Source organism: Peribacillus sp. R9-11 (genome assembly GCF_031345095.1).
Lineage (GTDB): Bacteria > Bacillota > Bacilli > Bacillales > DSM-1321 > Peribacillus > Peribacillus butanolivorans.
Genome location: NZ_CP133763.1, coordinates 2,423,128 through 2,439,649, shown reverse-complemented (window position 1 = coordinate 2,439,649; position 16,522 = coordinate 2,423,128). Strand labels below are relative to the sequence as shown.

At 37.2% G+C, this 16,522-nt stretch carries 13 protein-coding genes and 1 pseudogene; 5 read left to right on the top strand and 9 right to left on the bottom strand.

The genetic code is table 11. The features are described 5' to 3' along the window. Positions 1–8: 8 nt before the first annotated feature. Positions 9–1,004 (bottom strand): thiamine pyrophosphate-dependent dehydrogenase E1 component subunit alpha, encoded by a 996-nt coding sequence (locus RE409_RS11880; RefSeq protein WP_309559016.1) that lies wholly within the window; start codon positions 1,002–1,004, stop codon positions 9–11. An 851-nt stretch (positions 1,005–1,855) separates the two neighbouring features. Between RE409_RS11880 and RE409_RS11875 the strand changes: the two genes are divergently transcribed. From RE409_RS11875 to RE409_RS11865, 3 genes are read left to right on the top strand one after another with little or no spacing between them, the layout of a single operon-like run. Then, positions 1,856–2,338, top strand: a complete 483-nt coding sequence (locus RE409_RS11875; RefSeq protein ID WP_309559015.1) for a MarR family winged helix-turn-helix transcriptional regulator — start codon at positions 1,856–1,858, stop codon at positions 2,336–2,338. Continuing rightward, complete coding sequence (locus tag RE409_RS11870; RefSeq protein ID WP_057215106.1) at positions 2,335–4,059, top strand: ABC transporter ATP-binding protein; 1,725 nt, start codon at positions 2,335–2,337, stop codon at positions 4,057–4,059. Before RE409_RS11875 ends, RE409_RS11870 begins: the two co-directional genes overlap by 4 nt. Next, positions 4,056–5,915, top strand: coding sequence for an ABC transporter ATP-binding protein (locus RE409_RS11865; RefSeq protein WP_201224750.1), 1,860 nt, complete (start codon positions 4,056–4,058; stop codon positions 5,913–5,915). The genes RE409_RS11870 and RE409_RS11865 overlap by 4 nt, the downstream gene beginning before the upstream one ends. Positions 5,916–6,189: 274 nt before the next feature. Here RE409_RS11865 and RE409_RS11860 read toward each other — a convergent pair whose 3' ends face one another. Beyond that, positions 6,190–6,642, bottom strand: a complete 453-nt coding sequence (locus tag RE409_RS11860; protein ID WP_309559014.1) for a MarR family winged helix-turn-helix transcriptional regulator — start codon at positions 6,640–6,642, stop codon at positions 6,190–6,192. Positions 6,643–6,765: 123 nt separating this feature from the next. On the opposite strand from RE409_RS11860, the gene RE409_RS11855 reads away from it, so the two are divergent. Both RE409_RS11855 and RE409_RS11850 read left to right on the top strand, forming a co-directional pair. Further along, the gene (locus RE409_RS11855; protein WP_057215098.1) at positions 6,766–7,206 is read left to right on the top strand and encodes a GNAT family N-acetyltransferase; all 441 of its coding nucleotides are present in this window, start codon (positions 6,766–6,768) and stop codon (positions 7,204–7,206) included. A gap of 38 nt (positions 7,207–7,244) precedes the next feature. After that, entirely contained in the window at positions 7,245–7,859 is a 615-nt protein-coding gene (locus RE409_RS11850) for a YczE/YyaS/YitT family protein (RefSeq protein WP_309559013.1), read from the top strand. Between the two features lie 326 nt (positions 7,860–8,185). Here RE409_RS11850 and RE409_RS11845 read toward each other — a convergent pair. The 7 genes and pseudogenes from RE409_RS11845 to xsc form a co-directional block, all read right to left on the bottom strand. After that, positions 8,186–8,336 (bottom strand): annotated as a pseudogene (locus tag RE409_RS11845) (DDE-type integrase/transposase/recombinase); the annotation flags it as partial. Positions 8,337–8,656: 320 nt separating this feature from the next. After that, positions 8,657–9,658, bottom strand: coding sequence for an LLM class flavin-dependent oxidoreductase (locus tag RE409_RS11840; protein ID WP_056520984.1), 1,002 nt, complete (start codon positions 9,656–9,658; stop codon positions 8,657–8,659). A gap of 285 nt (positions 9,659–9,943) precedes the next feature. After that, on the bottom strand, positions 9,944–10,654 hold the full coding sequence (locus RE409_RS11835) for a GntR family transcriptional regulator (protein ID WP_201180891.1): 711 nt from the start codon (positions 10,652–10,654) through the stop codon (positions 9,944–9,946). A gap of 449 nt (positions 10,655–11,103) precedes the next feature. Continuing rightward, entirely contained in the window at positions 11,104–12,174 is a 1,071-nt protein-coding gene (locus RE409_RS11830) for a YeiH family protein (RefSeq protein WP_309559011.1), read from the bottom strand. 73 nt (positions 12,175–12,247) lie between these two features. Next, a complete protein-coding gene (locus tag RE409_RS11825) occupies positions 12,248–12,991 on the bottom strand; it encodes a PIG-L family deacetylase (RefSeq protein ID WP_309559009.1) in 744 nt (247 codons plus the stop codon). A 136-nt stretch (positions 12,992–13,127) separates the two neighbouring features. Further along, positions 13,128–14,486, bottom strand: coding sequence for an aminotransferase (locus RE409_RS11820; RefSeq protein WP_309559008.1), 1,359 nt, complete (start codon positions 14,484–14,486; stop codon positions 13,128–13,130). Positions 14,487–14,661: 175 nt separating this feature from the next. Next, complete coding sequence (gene xsc, locus RE409_RS11815; RefSeq protein ID WP_201180897.1) at positions 14,662–16,425, bottom strand: sulfoacetaldehyde acetyltransferase; 1,764 nt, start codon at positions 16,423–16,425, stop codon at positions 14,662–14,664. Between the last annotated feature and the right edge of the window lie 97 nt (positions 16,426–16,522).

Here is a 16,522-nt window from a genome sequence, read left to right as displayed (position 1 = left end):
TTTCCTCCTTACTTATCTGCATAAACGTATTTCGAGAGCGTTTCTTCATTTGCAAATGGAGCTTTTTCTGCATAATCAGTCGCTTCGTTCACAACGTCCATTATCTCGTCATTAATTTGTTTCTCAAGTTGATCATCTAGGACCCCTGTTGCTTTTAAATAGGCACCAAATGTAATAATCGAATCTATTTTTTTTGCTTCTGCCACTTCATCAGGTGAGCGATACATACTGTCATCATCATCGCTTGAGTGGGGTGTTAACCTATATGAAACAGTTTCTATTAAACTTGGCCCATCGCCTCGTCTGCCTCTTTCGGCGGCTTCTTTTACCACCTGGTATACTTCAATCGGATCATTTCCGTCAACCGTTACACCTGGCATTCCATAACCAATGGCCCGATCCGATACTTTTTTACACGCTAACTGTTTTTCAATTGGAACGGAAATGGCATATTGATTATTCTCGCACATCAAGATAACCGGGAGTTTATGAACGCCAGCAAAATTTGCTCCTTCATGGAAGTCACCTTGATTAGATGAACCTTCTCCAAAAGTAACAAATGAAACGATATCTTTCCCTTCCATTTTTGCAGCTAGTGCAATTCCAACCGCATGTGGTACTTGAGTTGTAACAGGCGATGAACCCGTCACGATGCGATTCTTTTTTTGCCCGAAATGGCCAGGCATTTGACGCCCCCCTGAATTCGGATCTTCTGCTTTTGCAAAACTGGATAACATTAGATCTTTAGCGGTCATCCCAAACGCAAGCACTACTCCAAGATCTCGATAATAGGGAAGTACATAATCCTTTTCACGATTTAATGCAAACGCAGCCCCTACTTGAGCGGCTTCTTGTCCTTGACAAGAAACAACAAATGGAATTTTCCCTGATCGGTTTAATAACCACATCCGCTCATCTATACGTCTTGCTAATAACATCACTTTATACATCTCAAGCACTTTTTCATCACTGAGACCTGCCTGTAGATGACGGTTTTCAACCATACGTCATCATCCCTCCTAATAATTAGTACATTTTTCTTTTAAAACCGAATGTTAGTCTTCATACTCGCACCCTTAAATACAAAACGGAACGCTGTAACCTGAAACACAATGCTTTCTCTTTAACTGATTTTGACAAAATTAAATTTGGTTATGTATCCACCAGGGATGAAAAGTTCCTATTATGTAATACATGCTTTCTATTTAACACCATTACATTCTCATTTACGTTATCATCTAGTGTTATTACCTGGTACTAACTTTAGTAATATTATCCTAACACTTTCTATCTCACATTTTCAACTAATTCCACTTTGGTAATCAGATTATTTTCTTGTCTTTTGAATTAAGAGCAAATCAAACAATCCACAAGGCATCGTTAAGAGCACTGCTTTATCACTATTCTTCCTTCCACTTTCATAACGCTTTCTAGGGTAGCAAACGGATTTTAGTCAAAAGAGAACTCTATATACTATAAAAAAATCACTCTACGCAGTTTAATATTGTAAAACAGTAAAGCACCCAAGCTCTATCAAATTCGAAGATTTCCTTATTAATTAATCAATTTTTTTAGTTTGTATTCCAGAACTCAATTATTGAATTAGTTGTCCATATACCTAACCGAATAATCGAGCCGCATAGATAAACCCCTTACCTCCTTTGTTGAATAAGTTTAGTACTTGACTGAAGTTTAAAACTTGTTTTTTAGGTTAGCACTAAGGGCAAGATACACACTGAAATGATGCAATTGTTTTTTGCTTGACTAAGCGGAAAAATAGATGTAAATTTAAGTAATTCATAAAATGAACTGTTCGTTATGGAACAGTTCAAAATAGGAAGAATGGTGAAGTTGAGTGGAGAGTGAAAATCAAGAATTAATGCGTTCAGTACAACTATTACGTTCATTTTCGAACGTGCAGAAAAATATCATGCGATTCGTTCAAAAAACAGCAGTAGAAAATGGATTAACAGTTCCCCAATATTCTATTTTGATGGCCATTATTCTTCACGAGGATATGACTCAAAAAAACGTTGGGGAGAAAACATTTCTTCCAAAAAGCACACTGAGCCAAGCGGTCGATGGTCTCGTTCGAGCTGGCATGCTCCATCGTGAGCATGTGGAGGGCAACCGGCGTGAAATCCAGTTGTCCATCACCGAAAAGGGAAGAGCTTTGTTAAAAACGATTCATATGCATGAAGGCAGTATTCACCAAATCTTTCAAACGGTCATTGAATTACTTACTGAAGAACAGTTTGAAGAGTTACTTGAAACGCATCTTCAAATTACAAACTATTTGGAAGCACAAGCAACAGAACAAGGAGAGTGTACAAAATGATAAAAATACTGAAAAATTTATCCGTTTATAAGTGGATTATTTTAGCAGTTTTCGGTCTAGTCTTTGTTCAATCAATGTCGGACCTCTTTTTGCCTACACTAATGGCCGATATTATTGACAAAGGTGTCGTTCCTGGAGACACCTCCTACATTTGGAAAATTGGTGGTTTGATGTTGTTAGTTTCAGCTCTTGGCGCTTGTGCTTCCATTATCGCAAGCTACTATTCGTCAAAAGCAGCAATGGGAATGGGACGCGATGTCCGCCTGAAAGTCTTTAATCATGTTGAAAAATTTTCGTTACAAGAATTTGACGAAGTCGGTACCGCGTCACTAATTACACGGACGACCAATGATATAACACAAGTCCAGCAAGTGGTTATTATGATGCTTCGTATGGTTATCAGTGCACCTATTATGCTAGTCGGCGGAGTGATTATGGCCGTTTCGAAGGATGCCAAATTATCCCTTGTTATTGTCGTCGCAATGCCTGTGTTGATTGGTTCGATCCTGCTTATTCTATATAAAGGTGTGCCTCTTTTTCAAACGGTGCAAAAACGATTAGACCGGTTGAACCTTGTATTACGAGAAAATTTAACTGGGATTCGCGTCATTCGTGCCTTTAATCGTGAAACCCAAGAGAAGGAACGCCTTAAGAAAGCTAATAAAGAATTGACAGATGTCTCGATTAAAGTAAATAAAGTTATGGCCTTTATGATGCCTATAATGATGCTTGTCATGAACTTGACGGTTGTTGGTATCATTTGGTTTGGTGGAGTTCGAATAGATAACGGCGGTATGCAAATTGGGGACTTAATGGCCTTTATCCAATATGTGATGCAAATTATGTTCGCACTTGTTATGGCATCCATGATGTTCGTTATGGTTCCTCGTGCGGCTGTGTCGGCAACTCGGATAAACGAAGTCCTTGACATGAAACCTTCATTCCTAGATGAGGGAACAGATAAGGCAGATCGTGAACACGGTACACTTGAATTTGAACATGTATCGTTCAGTTACCCAGGAGCAGAAGAACCTGCATTATCGGATATTAGTTTTTCTGCAAGACCTGGTGAGATCACCGCAATCATCGGTGGAACAGGTTCAGGAAAATCAACGCTCGTCAATTTGATCCCTCGCTTTTATGATATTTCAAGTGGATCTATTCGCGTTAATGGTGTTGATATTCGTATGGCATCACAAGATGAAATCCGTTCAAAAATTGGCTTTGTGCCACAAAAAGCCATCCTCTTTACGGGTACTATTGCTGACAACATTCGCTTTGGAAAACAAACAGCCACACAGGAGGAAATTGAGCATGCGGCTCGTATTGCGCAAGCAGAAGATTTTATAAGCAAAATGAAAGACGGCTATAATGCAGAAATCGAACAAGGCGGCTCAAACCTATCAGGTGGACAAAAACAACGACTCTCGATTGCAAGAGCACTCATTCGAAAACCAGATATTTATATATTCGATGATAGCTTTTCTGCACTTGATTTCAAGACAGATGCCAACCTTCGTGCAGCCCTGAAAGATGAAACAAAAAATGCGACGGTATTACTTGTTGCACAGCGTGTTAGTACGGTTGTAGACGCTGACCGAATCATCGTGTTAGATGAAGGACACATTGTAGGCATGGGTACACACCAAGAGTTGCTTAGTACAAACGACGTATACCGTGAAATCGCCTTATCACAGCTCTCAGAGGAGGAAATTGCATGAGTAATCAAAAAAAACCTCAAAGCGGCGGGCAAATGGGGCATGGCCCTGGTGGCGGTAACATGATGATGATGGGTCAAAAAGCAAAAGATTTTAAAGGAACACTAAGACGTCTCTTGGCTTATTTAAAACCCCGACGCAACAAATTGATTGCCGTGTTCTTCGCTGCAATCATGAGTACAATTTTTATGATTGTAGGGCCCAAAATCATGGGAACGGCGATTACAGAATTATTCGAAGGAGCTTACGGGAAATTCCAAGGAATACCAGGAGCAACTATTAACTTTGATAAAATTGGACAGATTCTTCTACTACTTGCTGGACTGTATGCCTTAAGCAGTCTTTTCAACTATGTACAACAATACATTATGTCTAGTGTTGCACAAGATACAGTATATGATCTTCGAGAAGATGTTAATAGAAAGCTTGAGAAACTTCCTCTCAAATATTTTGAAGGACGTCCTAACGGAGAAACACTAAGCCGAATGACAAATGACATTGATACAATCGGGAGCACCCTTCAACAAAGCTTAACGCAGTTCATCACATCAATTGTTACAATTTTGGGGATTATCATTATGATGCTTTCGATAAGCCCGTTATTGACATTAATCTCGATTGTCAGCTTACCTTTGTCAATATTTGCAATCCGGCCCATTTTAAAAAGATCCCAAAAACATTTTGCCGATCAACAGCGCACACTCGGACAATTAAATGGGCACATTGAAGAAATGTATACTGGCCATCAAGTCGTTAAAGCATTCGGACATGAAAAAAAGGCAAGCGCCCAGTTTGTTTTGGTTAATGAAGAATTGTATAAAGCGGGAAGTAAAGCACAGTTTATATCTGGTATCATCATGCCTATGATGTTCTTTATCGGAAATTTGAGTTATGTCCTTATCAGCGTTGTCGGCGGGATATTGGTAACGCAACGTTCGATCTCAATTGGTGATATTCAAGCATTTATCACATATTCAAAGCAGTTCACCCAGCCGATCACACAAACAGCTAACATTGCAAACATTATTCAGTCGACGGTTGCTGCAGCTGAGCGTGTCTTTGAGCTACTCGATGAAGAAGAGGAAATGAAAGAAAAAACGACAGCTAGTATAATGAGAGCAAATGGCGATGTAACTTTTGAACATGTAGATTTTGGATACGGTGAAGACTTGTTAATTAAAGATATGAACATTGATGTCTTGTCTGGACAGACGGTCGCAATTGTTGGACCGACCGGTGCTGGAAAAACGACAATGATAAATCTCTTGATGAGATTTTATGAACTCAATGGCGGAAAGATTAAGATTGATGGTCTAGATACACGGAATATGTCTCGGAATGACCTTCGAAAGAACTTTGGGATGGTGCTTCAAGACACCTGGCTCTTTAATGGTACGATTAAAGACAATATCGCTTATGGAAAAAATGGAGCAACAGATGATGAAATTTTCGCAGCTGCTCGTACGGCACATGCCGATCATTTCATTCGGACACTACCAGATGGTTATGAGACAGTCTTAAACGAAGAAGCCTCGAACATCTCACAAGGTCAAAAGCAGCTTTTGACAATCGCACGAGCTGTCCTTGCAGATCCACCAATCATGATATTGGATGAAGCGACGTCGAGTGTGGACACTAGGACCGAGGTCTTTATCCAAAAGGCGATGAAGCGACTGATGGAAGGACGTACTAGCTTTGTAATTGCCCATCGTCTCTCAACGATTAAGGATGCAGATTTGATTCTTGTTATGGATCAAGGAAAGGTGATTGAGCAAGGAACACATTCAGAACTTTTAGAGGTAAATGGTTTCTATGCAGATCTTTACAATAGTCAGTTCACTGAAAATGTAGCTGGATAATAAGAAAGAGGCTCAATTTCAAATAGAAATTCGAGCCTCTTTCTATTAAATTCATATCCACAACTATATAAAATTTTGAACAACTCCATCAATCCTTACAACACAAAGATTATCCAAATTAATCTCTAGAACGGGTTATGGGTGTAGAGGTTTTTACTTTATTCACTTTACATATCTTTCTCATTTAAGAAGTACAGATGCAAATTAGCTTATGCTGCCTCAACTAATGCCCCGTTTAGTCATCTATGAAGCAGGGATAATATATAAGCCTATATCAATACCCCCTTTTATTTCCTTTTTTTACAAATTCCCAATCTACCTCAATATTTTTTCTGACCTTTTGAATAAGATGAAATATTGTTTCTGTTTCTTCCAAAGAAAATCCAGATAATGCAACCTTGTCGGTATACTCTCCTTCTTTCTTTAAAAAGGGATAAACATTTTCACCCTTATCAGTTGGATATAACTTTTTAATTTTTTTGTTGTTATCATCATTTTTCTTTTCAATAAAACCTTGAATCTCCAGTTTTTTAATTGCACGAGCTGCTGTCGTGCGGTCAACCTTTATCATTTCTGCTACCTTTTCTTGAATGATTCCAGGATTTTCACATATTCGAACAAGATACAAATACTGCCCTTTTGTAAGGTCAAATTCTTTAAATTCTATATTACTTATAGAGTCCAATGCCCTTGCTATCATTCCAATTTCACGAAGTATTTCCTTCATCAAAAAAACCCCTAACTTTTTTGTTGTATTTACAACAAAAATAATTTCATTTATACTAATAAAAGGTCATAAAGTTATTATGACTTGTATAATTAAATAAATCTAGAAAAGGGAGGAAGATCATTGGATTCAAAGAGAATAACAGTAGATAGCGATTTAAAAAATGCTTTTCATATCAGAAAAGAAGTATTTGTTGAGGAACAAGGTTTCTCATTAGAAGATGAATTTGATGAATTTGATACACTTAATGGACTATCAGAACATATTTTAGTCTATTATAATGAAAAACCTGTCGGAACTGGAAGGTTAAGAGTTGTTGATGGTTTAGGTAAATTGGAGAGAATTTGTATCTTAGAGCCTTACCGTAAATTTGGTCTTGGAAAAATAATTATTAAAACATTAGAAGAAATCGCAAAAGAAAAGGAAATATCCCAGGTTAAATTACATGGGCAAACACAAGCAGAGGGTTTTTATAAAAAACTCGGCTATCAAACCTCATCAAATGTTTTTATGGAAGATGGTAGTCCACATATTTTAATGATAAAAGAATTAGCTAATGAATAAATGTGTTAAATGTGAGTAACACGAAATTTATCCTCTATGTGTTAGGAATCATACTATTAGCCCTTGGTTGTTCTTTAACCATACAATCAGACCTTGGAACATCACCATTTGATGCCCTTTTGGTCGGCCTTTCTATACAAGTCGGACTAACGGTTGGAAGCTGGGAATTTATAATAGCATTTATCATGATATTTTGTAATTCACTTTTAAAAAGACAAAGACCAGAATTTTTTGGTTTACTAACAGCTTTTATAACAGGTCTTGGAATTGATATATGGCTTTTTTTATTACATAACTTGGTTCAGCCAGAACAAATACTCATAAAACTTGTTTGTTTAGGGGTTGGATTAGTTGTTATTGGACTAGGAACAGCAATCTACTTACATGCAAATTTTGCTCCAATTCCTGTAGACCGTTTGATGTTCATCATTCAAGATTTAACTGGAATGAATATACTGTTTTCAAAAACATTAATTTATCTTGTTTTCTTAGTAATGGCAATTACATTCAATGGACCAATTGGTATCGGAACTCTATTAACCGTTTGTTTAGGAGGTCCAATTCTCAATTATTCCATCCCATTAATTGGTAGTTTAATAGATAACCCTAATCCAACAGCAAATAGAGATAAAGATAAAAACCATTCGATATAGAATGGTTTTTATTTACAAAGAATTATCCTTTAGTTTGCACAATAATCTTTAGTCCACAAATCTGGCATGAACAAAGATCAAAATGCACTCTTGAACTCCCTCAGTATAATAATGAAAAAGCTGCCTTAAAGACAACCTAAAACCACAGAAAAAATAAGTGAATCAGTGATATTCATTCGCCTTAACCTTATACTCACCATCTGTTTTGGTGCTCAAGCAAAATACTATTGAATCCGAAAGTATAGAGTATGTATAACCTTGAATTTATCCACCTAACCCCCCTTTTACGTAATGACGCGAGGTTTAGAAACATGAAAAGACCGTTAAGCTTTCTTGAAGAAGTGTTTGCAGCCTTTTTGTCTCTTGTTTTACTGAGATAAAAATCAATCGTGTTTCCTTTGGAATCCACTGCACGATACAGATACATTCATTGACGTTTTACTTGATATACGTTTCATCGACTCTCCAGGAGTCATTTATGGTAGCTGCTTAAGAATATCAATAAAGTAATATAAAAATATAATGATAGTTGAATGCTAATCCTCAAGAAAAACTAAAATAGCTTTAATTAACAGAAGTTGATTCTCATACTATTTATTTTGAGTATAAAAACTTTTTTAATTGCCAATATTCTGTTCTATGTAAACAAAAGGTATTTCGCATAGGAAGTTAGCTTAAACAATAATCTTCAACTATAGCGCCCCGATTGTTGAATAACAGTCCAATCTACGATATGGTCCTTCTAATAAAAAGCAAACCCTATCGCGTAGACAGGGTTTACTTTTTACTTTCATTCGTTAATTGCCATCAACCACTTCTTTTAAAAGTTCATAAGAACGTTTTTGTTTGTCAGGATTATAAATATAAGATACGGCCATGATTTCGTCCACGTTATACTTCTCTTGAAAACTCGTTAACTGTTCTCGTATCGAAAGTTTACTTCCTAACAAAGTCACACTGGACATCGATGTAGCCATTTCTTTCTCTGGCTGACTCCAAATGTGATCCATGTTTTCAATTGGAGGACTTAACAGCGTTCGTGAGCCTCGCACAACATTCAAGAAAAATTGCTGCATCGTTGTCGATTCAAATTTGGCCTCTTCATCACTTTCTGCTGCAATCACATTAAGACATACTATCATATATGGAGAGTCCAGATATTCTGATGGCTGGAATTGATTACGATAAATTGAAATGGCTTCATCCATATACCTTGGTGCAAAGTGGGAAGCAAATACATACGGCAAACCTAATTTAGCTGCTAAAACCGCTGAATCCGTTGATGAACCGAGGATATAAATCGGAAGATTCGTGCCAACACCTGGATAAGCTTTTATATAACCTTGAAGCTCTTCGGGCCCAAAATAAGCAAGCAAATCCTTTACATCTTTTGGAAATGTGTAGACTGAATCATTTTGAGAACGTCTTAATGCACTTGCGGTCATCATATCTGTACCAGGAGCCCGGCCAAGACCCAAGTCCAATCGATTAGGATAGATAGTTGCCATAGTTCCAAATTGTTCGGCTACTACCAAAGGAGAATGGTTAGGTAGCATAATTCCGCCAGACCCAACTCGTATGTGTTCTGTATGTTCCAAGATATGTTTAATTAAAATCGAAGTAGCTGAGCTCACTAGTGTTGGCGTATTATGATGCTCTGCAACCCAATATCGTTTATAACCCATTTTCTCAGTGGCTTGCGCCAAATCAACCATTGCATCAATGGCTTCTTTTGCCCCCTGCCCTTTGCGAATAGGGGCCAAATTTAAGACCGATACAGGTATTTGTATATTTGACATTTAAAATTTGTCCTTTCTTGATGAAGTTTCAATTCTATACTAACAATTAAAACCCTAGAAACAAACTTAAATGCTTGGGTGGAAAATCAAATGTATAATAAGCACCTCAGGTTGGTCAATCAAGCCCTTTATAGGAATAACTTGACTGGCGTTTTTATCTGTTCAAAACCATCAGAATCTACATTAACGATTAGAGAACCAAAAATAACCTAAGCCTCTCTACTTTCTTAGAAAGGCTTAGGGTATTTTATCCAGTCGGTAATACTTATTAGTACATTTACAAAATTAGTTGTTCTTTCGGGACATTTTCATCGCAAATGAATACATATCTGACCGGAATAAACCTTTATAATATTCTACTAAATTACCATCAGAATCAAAAATCATTCGTTCTGTAATTAGCAAGCACATAGCTTCTGTTATACCTAAATGTTCAGCATCTTCTTTTGTTGGAAAGCCGCATGTTATAATTTGTTCTGCTTCACAAAAGTTAATATTTAGATCACCTTCGAGTGCATCATACAAAACAGTAGTACTTAAATCAAATTTCGTTAATTTTTGTCCAAGTTCTAAAGAATAGTAATGCAATTCAATTGCGATTGGTAAATCCCCCTGTAACCGTAGCCTCTTAATATGGTATGATTCATCCTCAAACCCATTTGCATCGGCTATATTTTCAGGAGTCAATACACGACCATGATTTAGTAATTTAATCCCCATATTTTTAGTCGTCTCAGTAAAACTAATCATCTTAAGCCATTCTTGAACTGGTTTAAGAGATACAAAGGTCCCTTTACCATGCCTTTTTTCTAATATCCCATCACGAACTAAAATAGATACAGCTTCTCTTACAGTGCTTCTACTAACAGAATACATATCCATGAGTTCTCTTTCACTTGGGATCTTGTCCTTATAATAACCTTGTAAAATTTGGTCTTCTAATATTATTTTTAATTGAACATGTAATGGGATTGGATTGTTAAAGTCTAGCTCCATAAAATTTCCTCCAAACAGAAAAAGACATTGTGATGTTCGTATCAGTGATTATATTGTAAACCAAATTGTAATAATATTCAAATAAATCGGTATCAATTGATTCGTCTAGTTTAGAAATAAACGTGAGATGTTCCCTGTCTTGTTTTCTATTAAACTCTCACTTTCGAACAATCAGAAAAGTTTTGTACAGTGATTGCTCTCTAAACGGTTCCAATGATTATTAAAAATAATTTACTATGTTCATACTCTTCGCATGAATTAAACGAGTATCCATGGATATAGAAAACCCTGAATAGTGACAACTATTCAGGATACAGTTCAAAGTGGGGGATGTTTACGTTTAAAAAATACCCTTACATCTGGATTATGTTATCTGTATTAAATAATTCCTTAGTGATTTTATAGACAACACTGGAAGGCTCCACCAAAAATTATAAGATCCTCTACCTTTAGACTATAAAATACGAGATTATAGAAAGAAGCAACGAGGTAATGGTCATTGCCAAAAGTGGACGCATGGCTTTTGTACGAAGCGCCTGCAAGCTGACATTTAGTCCTAGACCAATCATGGCCATTGTCAAAATAACTGTAGTAGTTTTAGAAATACCCTCCATTACGATTGGAGAAACTGAGATATATGTTCCAAACACATAACTTCCAATTAAACTCATAATTATAAAACCAACGAGGAACCATGGAAAATCTAGTTTTGCATCTTGACCTGTTTTTTCCGATGAACGTTTTTTCATCCAATACATAAAAATGAAGCATAATGGGATGAGTAAAAAGACACGACCTAATTTAGCCAATAGCGCAATAGCTAGTGCATCTTCACCTGCTGGGGCTCCTGCCAATGCAACATGAGCTATTTCATGAAGACTGATTCCAGACCATATACCATAATCCAACGCTGATATTGGAAGGATAGGACGTATTAGGGTATAAATTATGGAAAAAAGTGTCCCCATTAAAGCGATTATCCCTACACCTATGGCCGTATCTTCTTCTTTTGCTTTTACGATAGGAGAAATTGCTGCGATAGCTGCTGCACCGCACACACCCGTTCCTACCGCGAGAAGTAGCGAAATTGAAGGGTCAGCTTTTAACCACTTTGCAATCAGAACCATTACGATTATTGCAAAAGCTACGGTTCCTATGTCACGAACCAATAATGGCAAACCCTGATTAAAAATCACATCAATATTTAATTTCAAACCATATAAAATAATTGCAAAACGGAGAAGTTTTTTAGCGGAAAATTCAATGCCCTTACGGAATTTTTCTGGATAGCCTGCGATTTGGCGATAAATGACCGCAATAATAATTGAGCAAGCAAGCGGTCCAATTCGATCAAATCCTGTAATTTTAGACAGCCCCAAACCTAAAAGTGCGATAAAAAATGTAAAAGCAATACCACCAATCCACAATAGTAAGCTTGATTTCTTTTCTTGTAGAGGTAATTTTGAATTTTGTTGTCCCTCACTTGTTTCCTCTAGGGGCTTATATTTTTCTAATTGCATTCATTCCTTCCCCCTTTCCAGATAAATTAAGACCACTTGTAACCCGGTTTGCTTTAAAAATCATGTATCATCGCTACATTTCTATTGTTTGAAAAAGATCAGTTTCTTCTATAATATAGGGAGGATTTCCTTTAATAAAGTACTCGTATTCTGTTAAAAAAGGTAAAGTAGGTTTTTGATTATCCCATAATTCAGGAACGGCTAAAGTTTGGGAACGATGAGACCTTAAAGCCCGAATCTTTTTTTGCAGAGTTTCTGAGATATTTACTTTAGTCACACTTTTCAGCATGCTCTCTTTTATCCATTTTTCATAATATGTATGCCAAAGGACAAAGTACAGTCTCTGAGCCTTAAAGGCAGAGAAAACAGAATCTGGATAAAAATCTGAATCACCTGATTTTGAAAATGCTAATGTCGCTGCACGACCAATTGCACAATGGTCTGGATGTCCCCCATATTTCTCATTAAACGTTACTATTACTTGAGGTTTAATTTCTCGAATCACTTTTACAATTCGCTCTACTAATAAATCTATATCTTCAAACTCAATTGTTTTATCCCTTAAATTTAAATACCGCAGGTCGTTTATCCCTAATTCTTCGCATGCGTTTTTTAACTCTAGTTCTCGTAATATCGGCAATGATTCTCTCGTTGTAAGAATGGGATTGCCCATACGCCTGCCCATCTCACCTTTTGTTGCACAAAGTAAGGTTACCTGTACACCAAGTTTAGAAATTTTGGCGATCGTTCCTCCACAAAGAAATGACTCATCATCAGGATGCGCAAGTATTACCAATAACTTTTTTTGAGATACCATAATACCTCCGCTTTTGTATTAGTCTATCAGCATTTATATAAAAAAAACGGACATGGATGTCAAAACAGTTAGACATATCATGCCCACTTTAATCGTGACCAATAAAGTTATCTGAAGCCTTTATCTACATTAAGGGTTAACACAATTCATACAAAACAGATTTAACAGTTTCTATGACAAAGTGTAAATCTTCAACAGTTGAGGATAAAGGCGGTGCAATAATTAATACATTCCCGTATCCAGGAACTGTATCTCCGTTTCTGCCAATAATCAGGCCTTTTTTCTTACAAGCCCCAATTACCTTTCCCATTAGCTCTTCAGATACAGGTGTTTTTGATTTTTTATCTTCTACTAGTTCAATTCCATATAAAAATCCAATTCCACGCACTTCTCCAACTTTTTCTAGAGCAGTTAATTCAAAGAGTTCACTTAGTGTTGATTCACTGAGTTCAGATACTCGTTGAACAATATTTTCATTTTCGATAATTTCAATGTTCTTGAGGGCAACTGCGCAAGATGCAGGGTGACCTCCGTAGGTTGACACATGTCTAAAATGATTTAAATTTCCGTTCTCCTTAAATTTTCCATAAATCCTAGAGTTCACAGCTGTTGCTCCTAGTGGAAGATAACCGCTGGTCAATCCCTTTGCCATTGTTACAATATCAGGTTGAACCCCATCAGAGTGCATAAAGCCAAACATTTTTCCTGTTCTGCCAAAACCTGAAACCACTTCATCCACAATTAAAAGAACATCATGCTTCTTACAAATTTCCGAAACTTTTGTTAAGTATTCTTTTGAAGGGATAAGGACCCCGCCGCCTGAAATGAATGGTTCAAGTATAACGCCAGCTACAGTCTCTGATCCTTCAAAGTTAATAACCTGATCAAGATATTCTGCTGCAAGGAGGTCAGAGTTCTCTGCGTTTTCTCCAAATGGGCTTCGATAACTATATGGTGGTGGCACATGCAGAAAACCCGGAACCGCTGGGTCATATTTCACTCTCCGATTCGCCTGAGCTGTTGCACTTAAAGCACCGAAAGTATTACCATGATAGGCTCGATACCTAGAGATGAATTTGTATTTCCCCGGGTTTCCATTTTGAGAATGATATTGGCGAGCAATTTTAAAAGCGGTCTCATTCGCTTCAGATCCACTGTTAGTGAAAAAAGTTGTATATGAACCTTTTAAATGTTCACTTATTTTAGAAGATAGTTCAATAGCTGGCTTATGGCTTAAAGTTAATGGGAAGTAAGATAAATTCACCATTTGCTCATACGCTGCTTGAGCAATTTCTTTTCGTCCATGTCCTAAATTCAAGCACCATAATCCAGAAACCCCATCTAAATATTTATCCCCTTTTGTATCGGTAAACCATGAGCCGCTTCCTTCCGTTGCAATCATGGGACTTTCCTTTTCGTTATAACGATGCATCGCATGCCATAAATGATCTTTATCCATTTGAACAAGGCCTTTCGTTTCAGTTTCTAATTTCAATATTAAAACCCCCTTTTTATTTATTGAAATGAATTTTAGTTAAGTTACCTATACCGATCCAACTCAAAATAGAAAACAAGAGTATGAAAATATTGATGTTAAGTAGTAAATAGACGCGATAACTCAAAATACATCCATTAAGTATCGCGTCCGTTATAACATTCTTTTTTAGAAATTATTTATCCCAGTTTTTATGATCTAAATGAGCGTACTTTTCTAATAATCTAGTTGGCATTTTTAAAGCGTCTTTTCTAAATGGAGGCGCTAATTGGGTTCCATCCACCTGAATATCAATGACGGTTGGTTTGTTTGATTTTATTGCCGCTTCTATGACAGGTCCTAATTCTTCAGGTTTTTCCACTCTAATTCCAACTGCCCCCATCGAACGAGCAACTTCTGCAAAATCTGGATTTTGGATATCTGCCCCAACAAAACGATTATTATAAAAATCGACTTGGTTCTTTTTCTCTGCACACCATGCATTATTATTAAAGACGCACGCGATGACTGGAATGTTTTCTTCAACTGCTGTACTTACTTCATGTAAGCTCATTCCCCATGCTCCATCTCCAACGATTGCTAAAACAGGTGTATTCGGCTCAGCTAATTTGGCACCAAGTGCAGATGGATAAGCAAAACCGGTGTTTCCGAATGTTAGGGCAGCGATGTGTCTACGGCTCTGGTTAAATTTCAAGTAAGCGTTTGCAGTTGATGATACATTACCAATATCTGTTGAAACAATAGCATTCTCAGGTAACACTTTTGTTAATTCTAAGAGGGCGCGACGCGGGTTAATTGGTGTCCCATCTATCATCGCAAGTTCTACTAGTTCTTCTTCCCATTTTTGTTTTTCATTTGTTACTTCTACCATCCGCGCTTTTTCTTGTTTTAGGCTAGGTTTAATTTCCTTTAACCGTTTCATAATTTCTCGACTAGCTTCACGAGCATCACCGATAATACCAACTTCAACTGGGTGGGTTCTAGCGATTTGCCTTGGATTAATATCTATTTGAATTATTTTTGCCTCTTTAGGGAAATATTCAATGTCATAACATGGTAATGTACCAAATACGGATAATCTTGTACCAACAGCTAAAATAACATCTGCTTTCTTTAGTGTATTCATAGCAGCTTTTGATCCCATATATCCTATTGGGCCAACAGCTAACGGATGATCTGCAGGAAATGCATCATTATGCATATAGGATACAGCTACCGGAGCTGTCAAGTGTTCTGCTATATTTTTAATTTCCTCAATACCATCTGAATCAACTGTCCCTCTACCTGAAATAATAACTGGATACTCAGCCTCAGCTAAAATTTCAGCTGCTCTATCCAAGGATTCAGATGACCCGCATCCTCGTGAATCTACGCGATATTGATGTGGTTGAAGAATTTGATCCTCCACTTCACCATAGAAATAATCACGAGGGATATCAAATAATACAGGTCCTCTTTCAGCATAAGCAATTCGAAATGCTGTCCGTAGACAATCAGCGACTCGACCTGGGTGGGTCACTCTCACCGTTTCTTTTGTGATGGCCTTGAAAATGGAAACCTGATCACATTCCTGAAAACCATCCCATCCAACAGTTGGTGTACCTGCTGAAGGAGATATTACTACCATAGGAGTATGAGCTTGATTGGCCGCTGCTACAGAGGTTACCATATTGGTCATTCCAGGTCCGTTTTGACCGATAACAACCCCAGCAACACCTGAGACACGACAATAAGCATCTTCCATATGAGCAGCACTTTGTTCATGTCGAACTCCAATAAATCGAATGCCTGCTGTTGGCAATAAATCAAGCATATCCATAAAAGCAGAACCTAGAATTCCCGATATATGTTTGACTCCCTCTGCCACTAATGTCTCAACAATAGCTTCACTTGGTGTCATTTTTACTTTCGTTCCTCTTAACATTTTTGTTTCGACCATTGCACATTCTCCTTAACTTTAATGTATTTCTGATAATGACGTTGCAACGTCCGTACCAGTTATAAGATGTATAATACTACCATTCTATCGAACAGTC